The sequence below is a fragment of the Pseudanabaena sp. CCNP1317 genome (genome assembly GCF_034931345.1).
GTDB classification, from domain to species: Bacteria; Cyanobacteriota; Cyanobacteriia; order Pseudanabaenales; family Pseudanabaenaceae; genus Pseudanabaena; species Pseudanabaena galeata.
The window spans coordinates 1-15,319 of the sequence record NZ_JAYGIF010000032.1 but is presented as its reverse complement, the minus strand read 5'-3'; the positions used below and the strand labels follow the sequence as shown (position 1 = coordinate 15,319).

At 40.9% G+C, this 15,319-nt stretch carries 21 protein-coding genes and 1 pseudogene; 11 read left to right on the top strand and 11 right to left on the bottom strand.

From position 1 onward, the window contains the following. Positions 1–135: 135 nt before the first annotated feature. The 3 genes from VB775_RS09820 to VB775_RS09810 all read left to right on the top strand — a co-directional run bounded on the left by VB775_RS09820 (position 136) and on the right by VB775_RS09810 (position 1,611). Positions 136–306: a hypothetical protein gene (locus VB775_RS09820; protein ID WP_281009576.1), complete on the top strand. Its 171-nt coding sequence runs from the start codon at positions 136–138 to the stop codon at positions 304–306. A gap of 364 nt (positions 307–670) precedes the next feature. Continuing rightward, the gene (locus VB775_RS09815) at positions 671–1,075 is read left to right on the top strand and encodes a hypothetical protein (protein WP_281009577.1); all 405 of its coding nucleotides are present in this window, start codon (positions 671–673) and stop codon (positions 1,073–1,075) included. 110 nt (positions 1,076–1,185) lie between these two features. Beyond that, on the top strand, positions 1,186–1,611 hold the full coding sequence (locus VB775_RS09810) for a hypothetical protein (RefSeq protein WP_281009578.1): 426 nt from the start codon (positions 1,186–1,188) through the stop codon (positions 1,609–1,611). Here VB775_RS09810 and VB775_RS09805 read toward each other — a convergent pair. The 6 genes from VB775_RS09805 to VB775_RS09780 form a co-directional block, all read right to left on the bottom strand. Further along, positions 1,608–1,838 carry a hypothetical protein gene (locus tag VB775_RS09805; protein WP_281009579.1) on the bottom strand — a complete coding sequence of 77 codons (231 nt, stop codon included), beginning with the start codon at positions 1,836–1,838 and terminating at the stop codon, positions 1,608–1,610. The two genes, VB775_RS09810 and VB775_RS09805, sit on opposite strands and share 4 nt — an antisense overlap. 508 nt (positions 1,839–2,346) lie before the next feature. Then, positions 2,347–5,505, bottom strand: a complete 3,159-nt coding sequence (locus VB775_RS09800; protein WP_281009580.1) for a DUF3854 domain-containing protein — start codon at positions 5,503–5,505, stop codon at positions 2,347–2,349. Then, positions 5,506–5,691 carry a hypothetical protein gene (locus VB775_RS09795; RefSeq protein ID WP_281009581.1) on the bottom strand — a complete coding sequence of 62 codons (186 nt, stop codon included), beginning with the start codon at positions 5,689–5,691 and terminating at the stop codon, positions 5,506–5,508. A gap of 243 nt (positions 5,692–5,934) precedes the next feature. Beyond that, positions 5,935–6,084 carry a plasmid mobilization protein gene (locus VB775_RS09790; protein ID WP_281009582.1) on the bottom strand — a complete coding sequence of 50 codons (150 nt, stop codon included), beginning with the start codon at positions 6,082–6,084 and terminating at the stop codon, positions 5,935–5,937. 423 nt (positions 6,085–6,507) lie between these two features. Beyond that, positions 6,508–7,104 (bottom strand): hypothetical protein, encoded by a 597-nt coding sequence (locus tag VB775_RS09785; RefSeq protein ID WP_281009584.1) that lies wholly within the window; start codon positions 7,102–7,104, stop codon positions 6,508–6,510. Continuing rightward, entirely contained in the window at positions 7,101–7,292 is a 192-nt protein-coding gene (locus VB775_RS09780; RefSeq protein ID WP_281009585.1) for a hypothetical protein, read from the bottom strand. Before VB775_RS09780 ends, VB775_RS09785 begins: the two co-directional genes overlap by 4 nt. A gap of 35 nt (positions 7,293–7,327) precedes the next feature. Between VB775_RS09780 and VB775_RS09775 the strand changes: the two genes are divergently transcribed. The 6 genes from VB775_RS09775 to VB775_RS09750 all read left to right on the top strand — a co-directional run bounded on the left by VB775_RS09775 (position 7,328) and on the right by VB775_RS09750 (position 11,864). Then, entirely contained in the window at positions 7,328–7,702 is a 375-nt protein-coding gene (locus tag VB775_RS09775; protein ID WP_323216750.1) for a hypothetical protein, read from the top strand. Next, a complete protein-coding gene (locus VB775_RS09770; protein WP_281009587.1) occupies positions 7,695–7,925 on the top strand; it encodes a hypothetical protein in 231 nt (76 codons plus the stop codon). The genes VB775_RS09775 and VB775_RS09770 overlap by 8 nt, the downstream gene beginning before the upstream one ends. Then, the gene (locus VB775_RS09765) at positions 7,918–8,226 is read left to right on the top strand and encodes a hypothetical protein (RefSeq protein ID WP_281009588.1); all 309 of its coding nucleotides are present in this window, start codon (positions 7,918–7,920) and stop codon (positions 8,224–8,226) included. The genes VB775_RS09770 and VB775_RS09765 overlap by 8 nt, the downstream gene beginning before the upstream one ends. A 64-nt stretch (positions 8,227–8,290) precedes the next feature. Beyond that, positions 8,291–9,601, top strand: coding sequence for a type IV secretory system conjugative DNA transfer family protein (locus tag VB775_RS09760; protein WP_281009589.1), 1,311 nt, complete (start codon positions 8,291–8,293; stop codon positions 9,599–9,601). 334 nt (positions 9,602–9,935) lie between these two features. After that, entirely contained in the window at positions 9,936–11,321 is a 1,386-nt protein-coding gene (locus tag VB775_RS09755) for a ParA family protein (protein WP_281009590.1), read from the top strand. Between the two features lie 3 nt (positions 11,322–11,324). After that, the gene (locus VB775_RS09750; protein ID WP_281009591.1) at positions 11,325–11,864 is read left to right on the top strand and encodes a hypothetical protein; all 540 of its coding nucleotides are present in this window, start codon (positions 11,325–11,327) and stop codon (positions 11,862–11,864) included. A 182-nt stretch (positions 11,865–12,046) separates the two neighbouring features. Here VB775_RS09750 and VB775_RS09745 read toward each other — a convergent pair whose 3' ends face one another. Together VB775_RS09745 and VB775_RS09740 are read right to left on the bottom strand one after the other, a co-directional pair. Beyond that, positions 12,047–12,298 carry a hypothetical protein gene (locus tag VB775_RS09745; RefSeq protein ID WP_281009592.1) on the bottom strand — a complete coding sequence of 84 codons (252 nt, stop codon included), beginning with the start codon at positions 12,296–12,298 and terminating at the stop codon, positions 12,047–12,049. Positions 12,299–12,352: 54 nt separating this feature from the next. Then, entirely contained in the window at positions 12,353–12,994 is a 642-nt protein-coding gene (locus tag VB775_RS09740; protein WP_281009593.1) for an AAA family ATPase, read from the bottom strand. 190 nt (positions 12,995–13,184) lie between these two features. Between VB775_RS09740 and VB775_RS09735 the strand changes: the two genes are divergently transcribed. Both VB775_RS09735 and VB775_RS09730 read left to right on the top strand, forming a co-directional pair. After that, complete coding sequence (locus tag VB775_RS09735; protein WP_281009594.1) at positions 13,185–13,946, top strand: zinc ribbon domain-containing protein; 762 nt, start codon at positions 13,185–13,187, stop codon at positions 13,944–13,946. A 61-nt stretch (positions 13,947–14,007) separates the two neighbouring features. Next, positions 14,008–14,187, top strand: coding sequence for a hypothetical protein (locus VB775_RS09730; protein WP_281009595.1), 180 nt, complete (start codon positions 14,008–14,010; stop codon positions 14,185–14,187). Positions 14,188–14,287: 100 nt separating this feature from the next. Here VB775_RS09730 and VB775_RS09725 read toward each other — a convergent pair whose 3' ends face one another. The 3 genes and pseudogenes from VB775_RS09725 to VB775_RS09715 form a co-directional block, all read right to left on the bottom strand. Further along, positions 14,288–14,551 (bottom strand): hypothetical protein, encoded by a 264-nt coding sequence (locus tag VB775_RS09725; protein ID WP_281009596.1) that lies wholly within the window; start codon positions 14,549–14,551, stop codon positions 14,288–14,290. Beyond that, on the bottom strand, positions 14,551–14,742 hold the full coding sequence (locus tag VB775_RS09720) for a recombinase family protein (protein WP_281009629.1): 192 nt from the start codon (positions 14,740–14,742) through the stop codon (positions 14,551–14,553). The genes VB775_RS09725 and VB775_RS09720 overlap by 1 nt, the downstream gene beginning before the upstream one ends. Before the next feature lie 42 nt (positions 14,743–14,784). After that, positions 14,785–15,180: pseudogene (locus VB775_RS09715) on the bottom strand (recombinase family protein); the annotation flags it as partial. Between the last annotated feature and the right edge of the window lie 139 nt (positions 15,181–15,319).

Genomic DNA, 15,319 nt, shown 5'->3' with positions numbered 1-15,319 from the left:
CAATCTATTCCATTTCCCTTGGAAGGTGCTATTTTAATCCCTCTTGATTCGGTATAGCTCAAATGTATGACTGGTCTATATTTGAAGGCTATCTTGCAGGTTTTTACACGTATCCTGTAGCTACCCCTTTCTCTCGTGATTCAGCAACTCAAGGCGGAGGGTTTCAAGTTTGATCGTTCGATGTTGGTGACTCTCAGCCCTTACTTGACGAGGCATTTGAAGCGCTATGGCGATTTTGTGATTGATTTGCAATCTATTCCATTTCCCTTGGAAGGTGCTATTTTAATCCCTCTTGATTCGGTATAGCTCAAATGTATGACTGGTCTATATTTGAAGGCTATCTTGCAGGTTTTTACACGTATCCTGTAGCTACCCCTCGAAACTCTCACATAACCTACTGCCTTAGTCATTTGTTTACTTTGTCTTACTTTATGTAAAACAGTATGTCATACATATAATCTAATGTAAAGCATTTTGTATGACAATTTGTAAAACATACTTATTTTGTTTGACAAAAGTTTTACACGGTTTTACAAAAGGGAGCGGTTTTGTAAAACTCTGTATGACTCTATGGTTTACATAGTATTTTATCTATGTATTACATTTTGCTTTACAGAGTATGACAATATGCTATGATGTAAAACATAAAGTAAAGCATGAGTAAAACATTATGGTAGACACTAAGGCGGTGTCGGTTCGCTTGCCTCTCGACTTACTCAATGAGTTAAATAGCTATGCCACTGATAAAGGTATGGTTAGGGGCGGTGATGCAAATATAGGCGGCGCGATCATTGCAGTCCTTAGAGAGCGTTTTTTTGATAAGTCTGACAATGTAAAACAAGTGTCTGACAATGTGGATATTGAGAGTATTGTTAATATTGCTGTTGAGAGCCGTCTAGAAGCTGTTTTAAGTCAGGTTGAAAATCTTCGGCTTGACGTTCACTCAGTAAAAACCGATGACTTGCTGTATGAAAATTTGCGGACTAATTTAACAGTGTTGCAAGGCAAGGTCGAGATTCTTGAAACTCGCACGGAGGCTACAGCACCCGCAAAAAAGTTGAAGATAGTCGCTTAACTGAACTTGAAACCGAAATTAAGCGGCTTAATAATGCCATTGGCATTAAAGATAATGAGATTGAACACCATAAAAAGGAGATATCGAACAAGACACATAAAATAAATGATTTGCAGATCGAGATACAGGATTACCACCGCGATCAACTAGAAAAATCTGGGATCTCTCTCCCACCTAGAGAAGAAACAGTCCTAACTCTTAGTGGCAATTTTACACAAAAGGATTTAGATAAGGCGGCTAAAAAGGGAACTAAGAAGCAATCGACTATCGCAGCTCCTACGATTGAAAAATCCTTAGATAATGAGACTTTGAGCGATGCGATCGCCGCGACTGCAAAGCCAAAATTAACTAAGAAGCGATCCACAAAATCGGATGCTGATAGAAGATTTACCTTAGATGAAGCTGTGAATTTTTATAACTCTACTCATCCTAGCGATCGCCCCTTAAAAGCAAACTCACTCAAGCAGAATGCAAAAATGTACGGATTCATGATTAAGGAGCGCGGATCGGGTATGTATGCCCTCATCGACAGCTAAAACCCATACATAGCAACCGTTTTAAGCCTATAGCCTAATTTAAGCGCTGTAGGCTTTGATTTTATCAAGGTAGGATTGCATACCCCGTAAGGTTTTTGAGCCTTGTGGAGCTTATTTTTTTGTGTATTTTTGGTGGTGTTTTGGTACGGTTTTGGCATAGTGTGATAGTTAAAATTTCGTTTTCTCTCTATCCTTTGCGCTGTATGGCTTTCAGGTTCTGAAAGCATGTTTTTAAGTTATACTCTTACACTACTTTCATACTGGTTTTACCCCTGTTTTGGAGCTAGCACAGTAGTTAAAATTTCGTTATCTCTCTGTGCTATACGGTGTAAGGTTCTCAGCTTTTGAAAGCCGTATTTTTACCTATGCTTTGTCTATGCTTTGTCTATGCTTTTTTTGTGGACATAAATTGGACATAAATTGGACAAAATGACAATTTTATATGTCAGCTACCTTACATTAAACCTACATTAACCCTATATTATTCTTCTATTATTCCTAGGTTATTCTTAGGTATCCGCCGACATTTCTGCCGACACCTTGCCGACACAGTAAAGCTTAAAAGTCTTGGCTAGAGAGTGTTTGCAGTTTTTTTATTTTGTCGTTTTTATGTGCCAGTTTTTGTGACAAATTTTGTGACATAGATCGGACAAAATGACGGACATAGCAACGGACACAAAACGGACAAAATGCATTTTCTTGGGTCAACTACCCCATATAAAACCTAGGTAAAACCTAGTAACCCGCCGCCGCCTGATATGCCACTTGGCAAAACTCAGTTAGTGGCTCGTTTAACCGTCTGATGCGATCGTATAAGCTCTCATTTTGGTGCGGTTGCGGTGAAACGACCTCATGAAAGAGGGGAATGTTAGGGGCGATCACCATAGGCTGTAAATCTTCCTTTGGTGTTTGCTGTGCGATCGGACCAGGGGCGATCGCTTCGGTTGGTATATTCATAGATGTGGGATTTACTATTTTTTCTATAGGCTTAATCTCTTTCTCTATAACGGTTTGAGGTTGGTCACACACCTCTTGTATATCACTATTAACAAGAGGTGTGTGACTGCCATAAAGCCTCTCTACAAAAGCTTTTTGAGGATCGGCTTTTAACTCGCCATATTTCTCAACATTGCGTTTTAACCTTGCGATTAAATCTGTTTTGGTTAGTTCTAAGTCTTTGGTATCGAGACGGTAAACGCTGTATTTTTTGCCTGTGGTGCTTTGCAGTTGCGATCGCACTGTCTCAAGTCCAAAGTAGTTTTTAAGCAATGCCCCAAAAACTGCGTTAATGGTGGCATTTTTCCCACAAGTAAGCTTGATATCCATCTTGGCTAAAGCATCACGGCTATCGATGAGTTTTTGGGTGAACGACTCAACCTGTACTGTGATAGCGCTCCAAGAGTTGCCAGACAAAATAAAATCCAAAACTTCACCTATGCCAAGTTTATCGAGAGCTTCTACCCGCAAAGCATGGTGACTAATATCCTGATGTGCAATCCCTTCACCGTGCTTAGTTTGTTTCTCGACTGAAGACTTATCGATCGCGACTGCAATTTGTGGAAAAGACTGCATTTCTAAATTAGATACAGCCTTGCGTTTTTTGCCCTTCCTATCGCGTTGCACTCGTTCTAAGGTCAATTGATCGGGCGTGAGACATGACCAGTCTGCAATCTCAAATTTTGTGATTGCAAGGCGTTCTCGTTCGCTTAAATTTGGTTCATCCTTTTTAGCTAGATACTGCTCAAGTGTGTAGTTATCACCCTCAAAAACATTTACAGGATAAGTAGCGCGGTACTCTTTAAGCTTTGCGGTTAGCTCCTTAGTTACCGCTTTGCGCTCCTTTTCGGATAGTTGCGAGCGCATATACTCGACTGTCTCGACATCACGCTCTAACCTTGCAAATAGATCGGCTCTGAGATGTGCCAAGCTCCAGTTAGTTTCGGCTTTGTAGTGAAAGTAAGGATCGTCAGGATTAATAAAGCTTGCTTCACCCTCATTTACCTTTTGGGCTTTTGCCTTTGCCAGTCGAGTCTTAAATAACTCATCACTGGTTAGCCCGTCAAATCTACCTGATGAGTAATCACAGTAAATGTGCCTCTCGACATCAGGGCGGTATCGGTTAAGGAATTGGATTAAGCCCTTTGCGGGTATGTTGTCAGCTTTAAACCAGCCGAATACATAATCGAAAGCATCAACTTTGATACTAAATCCTGTGCCAAATACGGGGCTAACTGCCATGAGGATCGGCTTATTGTTCGGTAGCCAAGTATTCGGCTTGTCTAATAAGTCCTGATAGTCTCCAGAATTATCAGCATGAACTGCTACAGCACCATAGGCATAAGCTAAAAATTTAGCGTCTTCTTTGCGGGTACATAGGACTAATATCCTTTTGCCCTGTAATCTTGCCTCATGGAATTTTTGCCAAAAGTCTGCAAACTGTTGGTACATAAAGGCTTTGTAACCTTTTTTGACAGTTTTGACCTTAATAACAAAGGGTTTGCGCCCCGTCATTTTGTGGAATTGGTTGATCTCGTAATCGGTTAAGTCAGCACTGGTAATTAGGGTTTGCACTGCCATTTTAAAAATGTCTTCAAAGGTGCGCTGATGCAACCGCCGCCGCCCGTCTTTGCCATGAGTGCTACTCAGTGCCAAGCTCTCTAGCTGTTGATCGAACTCATCACCAAAGGCAAAAGCCCCTTTACCTAATAAGCCATTGATAGCGCTGATAAGGGAGATTACAGCTTCATTACATAGCCCTAACTTGGTTACATATCCCTCAGTGGTTATTAAGTCCTTACCGTTGCGATCGCAGTCTGTACGATAGGTTAAGCCCAAATCACCTGATGCACTTTTTGCTAATGCTTTGCGGTGAAATGGGGCGATCGCATAGAGATAATTAGCGATGATTTTGGCTGCAAACTCAGTTTTACCCGCACGGGTAAAGGCATTAATAGCGATGTCTCTAGCATTGCCTGTTAGTGCCTTGAGTGATTCATGAGTAAGGGCTTTAAACTCATCATGGGTTATCTCGATGTCATGGGTTAGTTTGTCGCTAATTTCTAACCTTTGCCTTGCAATCTCGACATTTTGCTCAAATAGCCAATCGTCTGCACTCTTAGCAGTGGCGATCGCAGTGGCATAAGCACCCGCGCCGCCGCTTGCTAATAGGTCATCTAGTCCTTTGTTTTTGCTGTCCCATGTGACAACTTTTACCGATTTTGCAAGTTTAGATAATGGCTTGAGATGCTTGAATAATGCCTGTTTGACAGCTTTAACTGCACTTGGCTTTGTGTCACTGTCGAAAGCGATTCTGATATCGCGCCCCTTGATATATGGCAATAAATCAGGACTGCCAAGACAGCTACAGCCATAAAGGGCGATCGCGACAAAGGCATGAGATAGCCCTGCTAATCCTTTACCACCACCCTCAGTGATATCTAGGGGGATCTGTTTGTTTTGCTCGTACCAAGCCCAAAAACTACCTTCTAAGGGGACTTTTACCCCGTTGCGCTTGCCTATGGCTTTACGAATATCTCTAGGGACATCAGGTAAAAGGGCTTTGTTACCGATTTTTGCGGGTGCTAGGTATCTATAGCCCTTTGCGGTTTTTGGAGCTTCTACAATGAATTGCCAAGTCTCACCCGTTTCCTGTTTGTACCTGACAGAGTGACAGTAAACATGGCGGCGTACCCCATCCTGTGAGGTTTTGTAGTCGTTGTAGTCGTATAAATCGAACTGGTTAACGATGCTTAGGGCGATCGCACGGTTCTCGACACTAATTCGGGTGATTAGCTCTAAGAATGCTTTACCACGCTCTAACGTGTGGTTTGTTGCCAGTGGCGCGGGTTTTGCCTCACGGTAGCGATCGCTAAATTCAAATAGTTCCTTAGCCATCTACTTCGCGCCCCGTTGCTTCACATAGGCGGTGTAGATTTTCTTAAACTCACCAATGCCAAAACCTAGCGCTTTTCGGGTTACAGAGTATTGAATTGCAAAGTTTAACGACTCGTGGCGATCTAAATAGTAGAGGGTAGAGAGTGCAGTTAATAGCTGTTTTGTGCTAAAATTATGTATATTCATTTGGCTGTAACTATTGTGGATAGTGGATTACAGCCGCTTTCAGTCTTTTGGAGAGCTTAGAGGATCGATCGCTACTTTAGCCAGCTAGACAAGCAGTTAATAAATGTGCGATCATGTAATTAATCAGTCAATTAATTCCCTTTCAGCAACTAAGTTTTGTTGAATTTTCGATAAATAAAGCCTTCGACCTCTTTATTTATCAACCAAATATCACTTAGCCGCCTCTAAGCTCTCCTACAAGCTTTAGGCGGCATCTTTTTGCGAAAAAATACGAGAACGGACAAATTTAGAAGGGTCTAAATTTTCAGATTTTGCCATTTCTTTAAGTTCTTGGACTTCTTCTAAGAGTAATCGAAACTTAAAATACTTGTCGCGTTTATTTTCTTTTTTCATGGGGTCTTTTGTTGCCTCATTTCATAATTGTATTATAAACCGAAAACCTTTACAGCGATCGCTATTTAGTGTCTTTGTTGCCACTTTCTTTTGAAAATATACTAAATGTATTACAGTCTGTACTAGTACTTATCATGCTAGTTCACTAAAAATTTAGTTAACAGTTGTTACCCGTCCCTTTGATTTATTAAATCAAAGGGCAAGTATTTAAGCATTTCATGTTAGTTCACTCCTTTTGCGATCTTCACAGTAGTATGTTTTTTGTTGCCTCATTTCAGCGTTGAGATTAAGCTATCACCTATCATCAGAAAAAGTATTAAAAGCTGTGAAATCTGTGGAAAAGTGCCTCAAACCATTGCTATGCAAAGGAATTAGCTGTGGATAAGTGTGTGGAAAAATCAGGACTTTTCCACAGGTAGTCATTTATTTTTCTCCTTTGCTATTGGCGCGATTGCCACTTGGCAACCCATAAGGATCGATACCACTTTGTTTAAGCAGTGACTCAAAATAATCACGCTCACGGCGGATATCGTCATCGATCGCAAAGCCTTCACCCAAATTAGCAAGGTCACTTTCGAGAGCCTTGATTCTTGCTGTAGTGATATCGTTGCGCTCTTGTTCAGTGCGAACCACACCAAAAGCATTATCAAACCTACGCTCTAGAGATTCAGTAGCAAGGGCAATCAACAGTGAAAAAGCCTGTTTGTTACCGCGATAGCACTGGTATACCCAATAGATAACCACGACCTCTAGAGGTAAAGCTCTAAAACGACTTTGCCCTCTAACTTGAGTAGATTCTGACTCAATCTCGACAAATTTCCCGTCCGTATAACCTTCACCGCTTAAGCGTTTGAAGGTCTTAGACGCTAAAAAATCCCGTGCGTTAAATTCTTCTTTTCCGACAGTTTCAGCCGCCTGTGTCTGAGACATACGGTAACTACCGTCAGGCAACATATAGCCATCGACATTTAACGCCCCGATCGCCACAGTAGCGCGGGTTGCTTTGATAGATTCACTCATGACTTCTTGCCTTTAGTGCGATCTTTTTGATACTCCTCTAACCAATCACTAACAATTTTGGCAAGTTGACCAGAAAGCGATCTCTTTTCTTTATCAGCAATCTCCTCTAATAATTTGTGCTGTTTGTCATCAACCGTGACAGCTAATCGTTTTGGCATTTCTAAACATTTTGTAGCAGTTTGAAACATATTAAACCCTTTACTGTGTAGTAGTTTGCTGCATTTTGCTACACATAGGTTATCATCAAAAACAGCAAAAGCGATCGCACTGCCTCGAAAACACAGCGATCGCCTTTGTACCCATTGTTCAAATAGGTAAATTAATTATGGCAGCAAAACCAGCTAAACAGGCTACAGCACCCGATCTAGTAGTGCAAAGCGCCGCCCCTCTCATCACTGACATAAATCTCGAAGATGCGATCGCCGATCAACTTTTAGATTCAGTGGACTGGCAGAAGGTCAAACAGGCATTACTCAAAAAAGCACCCGCACGGCTTTTTAAATGGTTTCAATCTCAGATATTGCCTACCGATGGCTCTCCCATGATTACCAATGAGATCGAAGCAATGGCAGTCAGTGAGGGTGCTACCGATGCTTAAAATCATCAGCACCAAACCCCGCGCCTATCGAGTGAAGCGTAGAGCAGCCAAGCTTAAAAAACGATTTTCAGCCTTTAACAATGTCGTCATAGCGATCGCTTTCCTATCAGTTGCCATAGCAATACCCTTGCTGTTAATCGCATCTCCCTTTGTGCTGTGCGCTGTGGGATTACTCCTAATTGCTAACTCTTGCAACGAAATGAGGGTTAGTGAATATGATTAAAACCTTTATCGCCACTGGGTTTACTTGCCTAGCTATTGGCAGTATCGCGGGTTATTTCATCAGCGAATTAACTCGACAACCTCAAAACCTACAAGCTCAAACCACACCCGCCGCCGCCCCTGCTATTCCTAAACCAACTCGCAAGGAACTAGAGGATCGGTACATTAAGGCTCTAAGCGGGTATCGCCTCACTATCGACACAAAGGAGTTAAAAGTCTTTACGGATAGACAGCTTAACGATGAAGTCTACAGGTTAGAAAGCTTACTGAGAGCAGGAAAAGCATACACACCGCCCGATTAACTCTCAATCATTTAACTAACATTAACCGCTAATCTCTAGCGGTTTTTTACTAACAATAATCATCATGACAAACTTTACCCGCGACACCTTCCACAATTCCCAGATACTGCTCTCAGACAAGGTTATACGCTATGCCTCATGGTCAAGTCATATCATTTATGGCTGTGCGATCGCCTCATGCTTGGCTACCTTCATCCCGTCTCACATATCCCAGAAATTAATTAACGTGGCGATCGCACCCGTACTATTTGCAGTCAGTAATCGACTAGATCGGCTTGCCTTGTATGCCAGTGGATACGGTTCGATTAGTGAAGCTCAAAGCCATAAAGGTTATGCACAGTGGCTAGATGCAAGTTTACAGCCGCCCCGTAGAGAAGTAGCGATCGCACAGCCACTAGCACCAATCGACACACCCGCGCCCGTCAAGTTTGCTGATGTGAAGCAAGCCCTATCAAAACCTCACTGTATGCTCTTAGGTTCTACAGGAGACGGTAAAAGCACCCTAGCCAAGCATCTTGCAGCAAATTGCACAGCATACACAATCGTTATCGATCCTCACGCCGCCCCTGATGATTGGGGAAACTTGCCTGTATTTGGTGCATCTCGAAACTATGGTGAAATTGCTGAAATTATGGGAGTAATTCTAGAGTTGATGCAACGCCGCTATGATGCAAGGTCAAAGGGTGCTAAGGCTTTTGAGCCAATCGTCATAATTTGTGATGAGTACCCCGCGATTATTGCCAGTTTAGAAGCGGGTAAGGTTGCCTCTAGTTGGATGAAATTGATATCTAGAGAGGCTCGTAAAGTTTCTTTAAGGCTCGTAGTCCTGACTCAATCACCAGAAGTTAAGGCGATCGGTTTAGAGGGGGAAGGATCGGTTAGAGATAATTTTTGCTTTATCCGATTAGGTGAGTTTGCGCTGGATCATGCCAAGTCACTGAAGGATGAACAAATTAAATCAGCAATCGAAAATGCCGATCGCCCCGCAATGCTTGGTAACTTGCCTTGTGTTATCCCACAACTAAGCGATCGCGTAGCTATGCCCGTCCTATCAATGCCAAGTGATTACGCATTGCTGACAAATTCTATTGCTGACACTCTACAGCCTAGTTTTGAGGCAATAGACACACCGTCAACCCTTGTCAGCACGTCAGCACAATCGAAATTGTCAGCACCGCTAGAGGCGATTTTAGAGTATGCCCAAAAGCAAAATGATTTTGTGTCAGCACGAAAAATTCAAAGCTCTATCAGACTTTTTCGCGATACACCCGCGCCCGAAATTAGACAATATTTTCAATGGCTTGCAGACAAAGGTTATGGCATTGTGAGAGGTTCTGATGATGCTCTAGAGTTTTATTTTGTGAAATGTTTGTGACGTATTTTTATTTTTGCCATAACAAGTTTGTGCGGTTTTACACTGTTCTTGTATTTTTCGGTAACGCGCTAACAACGAGTTTGCGTCATTTGAGGTATGTGTAAAAATCTCGGCAAGCTATGTTGCTTGTCGGACAAGAAATCGCACTAACGCTTGATTTTTATCCAACAGCAACATGACGCTTGCCAAAAGGGGACACCCCCTTTGGATACCCCCGCGCAAACTTGGTAATAACTTGGTACGAATAAAATTATTTTTATTCCAAGCTGATTTTTTTCTGTTAAAAAAGTACCAACAAAGTGAGACGATAAGACCAGCTAAACAAATTTAGACAATGGCTAAAAATTACCAAGAGCTTATAAAACGTTGGGAGCAGATCCCAAAAGTTTATCCAGAAGCATCACTAGAATCCGATCTTATTTCAGTTATTTTTGCGTCATTGGGGCTGAAATTCGATCAAATAGAAACTACACCTCAGATTGGGCAAGGTCTTAAACCAGACAGATTAGTGTATTCAGACGCTGACAAAACAAAGCCGCCTGTATTGGTTTTTGAAAATAAAAGGCGTGTGCAAAATTTGGCAGATGCGACAGATGAAGAATTTTTTAAACTCTGTAAACAACATCCTTTGTATCGAGAATCAGTAGGCTATAAAGACAAACCGAATAATAACGGCATTAAACAATATCTTGATAAAGATGTAGTCTCTCCCGAAAAACTGGCAACTTTTGGCTTAGTGTTCAATGGTGATTTTTTTCAACTATGGCGGCGTGTCGATGGCTTGGTAATGCCTCTAAGCGATATCCAAAGATTTAAGGCAGAGAGTATCCCTAAGCTAATGCAACAGCTTGAATACTGCTTAAGAAATCCCCGTAGAGCCTTAGTTACATCAGTCTGGAACCAAAAGGGCGGCGTATCCAAAACTACTAACACGATAAATTTAGGAGCCGCTTTAGCTGATGCTGGGAAAAAAGTCTTATTAATCGATCTTGATGAACAAACTGATTTAACAATCGGAGTCGGTCTAAATCCAGATCACTTTAATCACTGGATAGAAGATTGTGTTGATAATGTTGATAAAAATAAACTTGATGAGGCTAAAAAAATCCTCTCAGAAGCTATTCAACATCGAGTCTTTCCCACAACAGAGCGTACACAGTTAAAAATATCTGTACTTCCTATTGGTTCTGACTCTCTAGCTAAATTTAGGGATAGAAAAGATATTAAGCAGATCCAAAGTTTTAAGAAAATCATTCAAATACTTGTATCTGAATTTGACTACATCTTTATAGACACGTCCCCTGCTGCTGATAGTCTTACTAGATGTGTGTTATATAGCAGTGACACTACTTTGATACCTATAGACTACGGTAAAAAGTCAATCCATCATGGTGTCAATACTTATCATCAACTTTCTAAAGTTAGGAGTAACAGATCTCAAGTTGAAAAAATCCATTTAGGCACATGGAATTTAGGGCTAGTTTTCAGTAATGTCCCTCCAGATAGCGGCGCTACCTTAGATAAATTTATTGATGAAGAGCTTAAAAAGAAAGGCTTTTCAGGTCACAAGTGTACAACTGTAGTCAAAACCTATGCACAGACAAAAATTGCAGAATTTAAGCATATGCCCGTTGTTTGTTGGTCAAATTCTCCTGTGACAAAATGCTATAAAAATCTTGCTGAAGAGATTTTTTTAAAACATAACTTTATAGATGACTAAGCTATGCCAATTGTTGAAGAGCTATCACTAAACGAATTAGAGCTAGGGGAGATCCTACGGATTCCCAGTGAATTTGTTGAAACAAATTCTAAAGTCAAGTTAAACGCGACTTTAGTAAAAAGTCTTGCAAATAAACTTAAAGCTTCTAACAAAAATATTCTGCCAATCATAGTTAAGCAGATATCTGAAGATGAATATGAAGCGATATATAACACGCTGATTCTAGAAGCTGCAAAGCAAGCAGGGCTAGATTTTGTTTGGTGTATCGCTGTCGATGACAAAATGGAGACTCAGATCCTTGCTGAAACTGGAGAGTTATTCCAAGTGTCTCTACTAGACTCATCAGAAAAAGAGATTATCGAAGGTCTAACTTTTGCCAGAGACACAGAGACAGCGCTCAAAAAACTAGACCCCGCAAAAGTTGCAAAGGTTATTGTGTCTGCTAGAACCCCATCTTGGAAGGATCTAAAGCCTCTATCAAAACTCAAGTGTGGGGTAGGGGCTAAAGCCGTTCCAGTATTGTCTAAGTATTTTATTTTCTAGATAAGCAAGCGCAGCGATCGCTACTGCAAGCAAAAAGCACCCTAACCAATTGGTTAGGGTGCTTTTTGGTTCAGACAAGTATAGTTAGCCCCCTAGGGTACGTTCTTAGCACATAACCCCTATGGCAGTAACGATCAACTGCAATCGGACTTCTTAGCAGTCCGATTGCAGTTGCAAGACTTTTACAACTTGCCTTTACGTTTTAGCTCGTTGACGGCTGCATCAATTAACCAAGTATTGCGACTCGTTTTTTTAAACCCTTCACCCCGATCTATATCGATAATATCTATCAGTTCAGAAGGTATCCTTACCTCAAATTTAACTACCGTTTTCTCGACTGGTTTAGGCTCAATCGCAGGTGTATCCACAGTAGGAACTACCGCCCCTTGTCCTAAAAATTCATCTTCAGTCTTTGGTTTTGTTCTTAAAGCCATAGTACTAATATCCTGTTATCACAATATCGAAACAATACTAAAACAATATAAAAATCATACTAAATAGATACTATTATACAAAGCTTCTATTTCTGCGATCGCCTTATCATCTCTAGGTTTTAACTCAGTCACAGATAAACCAGACGATGCAGCATTGCGAAAAGCTTTACGGTTGCCTAATGGGGTATCTTGAAAGGTCAAGTTATCCATACCTGAAACAATTTCGGCTGCATCAGCATTATCTTTACCGCTTGCATCTGCCATATTCAAAATACAAATCGCTTTCAAATTTTCGTTAAAGCCTTTTGCATCAGCTACCAAAGTATTTGTATCTTCGATCGCCCATAGGTCAAAGCTGCTCGGTCTAAATGGTGCGATATAAACATCAGCGATGAGCATAGCTGCTCTTTGTGCGACGGTATCTTGTCCACCAACATCGATGATCACATCATCATGTTTTTTACCCAGTCTCTCGACATCAGTTTTTACAGCCTTACCAGATAAGCGAATCGTGGTATAGCCCGATCCGCTTGGTAAAGTCTCATCTCTGACAGCACTAAAACTAGAAGCCGTTCCTTGTGCATCAGCATCAACTAGCAAAACATCCTTACCTGATAGCGATCGCATCACAGCTAAGTTAGTAGCTACAGTGGTTTTACCCACCCCGCCCTTAATACCGCCACAGACTAAAATCATATGTTTTCAGTACTAAAATTGTATTAGAACAGTATCAGAATACTCTGAGAATAGTACTATCATTTCGGTCAATAAATACTGATTTAATATGAAAATCATTTAGATAAAAAGCACCCACCCGAATATAGGTGAAATGCTTTTTTGTTTAAATGATATTGTTGTGATTATAAAAATTTAGTAATAAGCACTTATGGCGATCATCTCATGCCCCGAATGTGGTAGACAGGTATCCGATAAAGCTCTCAAATGTCCACAGTGCGCTCATCCTATTGCAAATCTTGAAAATCAAGAAATAACCGCTTTACAAGTATTACAAGACAAAATTCAGGATGTGGTGAGTGTTAATAGTCTTACGGTAAAGGTTAGCCCTGTTGGAAAATCTCTAAATATTAAGCTGACTCGAACAGGGATAAAAATCATCAAACCTGCTTACGATCAACTATGGATAAAGATTAGATTGCAACTCAAACCAGACAATCTAAGAGGTTTTAATAAGTTGCTAATTGCTTCTAATTTTGAAGGGGATATTAAATCTGAATGGGAGCGTCAAAACGATATTGACTCTACAGGGAAACTAATCCCTAATCAGCAAGATCTGATTTTGGCTTATGTCAACGTGGCGATTGTTGTGATTGTCGGTATAGGCGGCACTTTCTACTTCTTTAATCCCTTTCGTAGTGTGCCAAGTAGTTCTAGTTCATTTACTAGCCCTATCATCAGTTCTAGCTCTAATCGCTACACAATGGCAAATTACAACCAAATTAATACTGGTATGACCTATTCACAAGTTAAAACGATTTTGGGTGATAGCGGTAAAGAACTAAGTCGAGTAGATATCAAAGGAGCGCCCCTTACAATTAGCTATCAATGGCAAAACGATGATGGGTCTAACATTATTGTTATGTTTCAGGATGATGCTGTTACGACTAAAGCACAGGCTTTACTGAAATAGCGATCGCTACAAATTAAAAAATTCAATCATTTGCGTAATGGTTACTTACACCTAAAGATTTATGGGAAAGCAAAAGTCAAAAGTCAGCCCTGCGGCGATCGCATTAGTTGTCATACTTGCATTAGTTTTTGTGGGTATTACTGCAAAAGTTTTGACAGATAGGTTCGCCCCTAGCTCTGTAACTACAGATTTAGATGAGCTAGAAAAAAAGCTTGACAACATCAAGAAAAGCCCAAAATAGAAACAAGTCACCATAAAACAAGGCGATCGCCACTGGCAACAAAAAAGCACCCTAGCCAATCGGTTAAGGTTGCCTTATGTTTTACATAGTCATACATTTGTCAGACTTCTATTAATCCATAATCTGACAAAACATCAGCGCTGATATCAGTAGCCAAATTACATATTAAGCAGTTCCTTAAATCAGTTTCTAAACCCTCTAAATACTCTCTAGGATTACCATTTAGCCAATAGTCATCTAATGTCTTACAGGATTGTTTTACAAGCATAGGATTTTGAGCGCTGTAGACTTTTGCGCTCTCCCTATTCCTTAATGCTTGGCTAACCATCTGCCAGCCAAGCACCTTAACCAGAATCTCGATCATTAGGCAACCTCACGATTAATAACACGGCTTACCTGTACTGCTTGCCACTTACCGCCCCGCTTGGTTTTAATGCCTTGTTCATTGAGTTCATTAGCGATCGCAGTCAGTGTAAAACCATCGTCTGACATTTGTTTTACAAATGCAATAACCTCTAACTCACTGGCAACCTTAACCAATTGCTTGTTAACCATCTCGTAACCGTAAGCGGGTGATCCAACGTGTTCACCTTGCGATTGTTTTTGACGTAAAGCTGTAGAAGTTCTTTCACCGATCGCCTCTCTCTCCCATTGTGCTACTGACATCAAAACATTTAGACACAACCGCCCCGCCGCCGTTCTTGTATCGATCTGGTCACTGACTGAGAGCAAAGCCTTATCGGTAAAGTAATTTTTAATCAGGTAGTTCCAGTCGGATACATCGCGGGTGAGTCTATCTAACTTGAAAATAATCACCGCGTCTGCTTCATCACTGTCTAACATTTGTAAAACATTTGTAAGACCATCACGTTTTAAGGACTTGGCAGATACACCCGCGTCAATGATTACATCAAGTAAAACAATGTCATACAAATCTGCATAAGCTCTAATCTTGCTTATTTGAGCATCAACACTGTAACCATGATCGGCTTGCTCTTGTGTCGAAGGGGTAGCTACAGGATACGTGTAAAAACCTGCAAGATAGGCTTAAAAGCGTTACCCAGACGAGCTTTGAGAAATCAGTTTAGACTTATAGGGAGAACCACAAAAAGGACAGAAGTGATGCTTGAGC

Excerpts from the sequence above, each read along its gene's own strand:
- VB775_RS09815 (WP_281009577.1), top strand. The coding sequence starts at position 671 with ATGGTAGACACTAAGGCGGTGTCGGTTCGCTTGCCTCTCGACTTACTC.
- VB775_RS09805 (WP_281009579.1), bottom strand. The coding sequence starts at position 1,838 with ATGCTTTCAGAACCTGAAAGCCATACAGCGCAAAGGATAGAGAGAAAA.
- VB775_RS09800 (WP_281009580.1), bottom strand. The coding sequence starts at position 5,505 with ATGGCTAAGGAACTATTTGAATTTAGCGATCGCTACCGTGAGGCAAAA.
- VB775_RS09795 (WP_281009581.1), bottom strand. The coding sequence starts at position 5,691 with ATGAATATACATAATTTTAGCACAAAACAGCTATTAACTGCACTCTCT.
- VB775_RS09790 (WP_281009582.1), bottom strand. The coding sequence starts at position 6,084 with ATGAAAAAAGAAAATAAACGCGACAAGTATTTTAAGTTTCGATTACTC.
- VB775_RS09785 (WP_281009584.1), bottom strand. The coding sequence starts at position 7,104 with ATGAGTGAATCTATCAAAGCAACCCGCGCTACTGTGGCGATCGGGGCG.
- VB775_RS09780 (WP_281009585.1), bottom strand. The coding sequence starts at position 7,292 with ATGTTTCAAACTGCTACAAAATGTTTAGAAATGCCAAAACGATTAGCT.
- VB775_RS09770 (WP_281009587.1), top strand. The coding sequence starts at position 7,695 with ATGCTTAAAATCATCAGCACCAAACCCCGCGCCTATCGAGTGAAGCGT.
- VB775_RS09765 (WP_281009588.1), top strand. The coding sequence starts at position 7,918 with ATGATTAAAACCTTTATCGCCACTGGGTTTACTTGCCTAGCTATTGGC.
- VB775_RS09760 (WP_281009589.1), top strand. The coding sequence starts at position 8,291 with ATGACAAACTTTACCCGCGACACCTTCCACAATTCCCAGATACTGCTC.
- VB775_RS09755 (WP_281009590.1), top strand. The coding sequence starts at position 9,936 with ATGGCTAAAAATTACCAAGAGCTTATAAAACGTTGGGAGCAGATCCCA.
- VB775_RS09750 (WP_281009591.1), top strand. The coding sequence starts at position 11,325 with ATGCCAATTGTTGAAGAGCTATCACTAAACGAATTAGAGCTAGGGGAG.
- VB775_RS09745 (WP_281009592.1), bottom strand. The coding sequence starts at position 12,298 with ATGGCTTTAAGAACAAAACCAAAGACTGAAGATGAATTTTTAGGACAA.
- VB775_RS09740 (WP_281009593.1), bottom strand. The coding sequence starts at position 12,994 with ATGATTTTAGTCTGTGGCGGTATTAAGGGCGGGGTGGGTAAAACCACT.
- VB775_RS09735 (WP_281009594.1), top strand. The coding sequence starts at position 13,185 with ATGGCGATCATCTCATGCCCCGAATGTGGTAGACAGGTATCCGATAAA.
- VB775_RS09730 (WP_281009595.1), top strand. The coding sequence starts at position 14,008 with ATGGGAAAGCAAAAGTCAAAAGTCAGCCCTGCGGCGATCGCATTAGTT.
- VB775_RS09725 (WP_281009596.1), bottom strand. The coding sequence starts at position 14,551 with ATGATCGAGATTCTGGTTAAGGTGCTTGGCTGGCAGATGGTTAGCCAA.
- VB775_RS09720 (WP_281009629.1), bottom strand. The coding sequence starts at position 14,742 with ATGGTTAACAAGCAATTGGTTAAGGTTGCCAGTGAGTTAGAGGTTATT.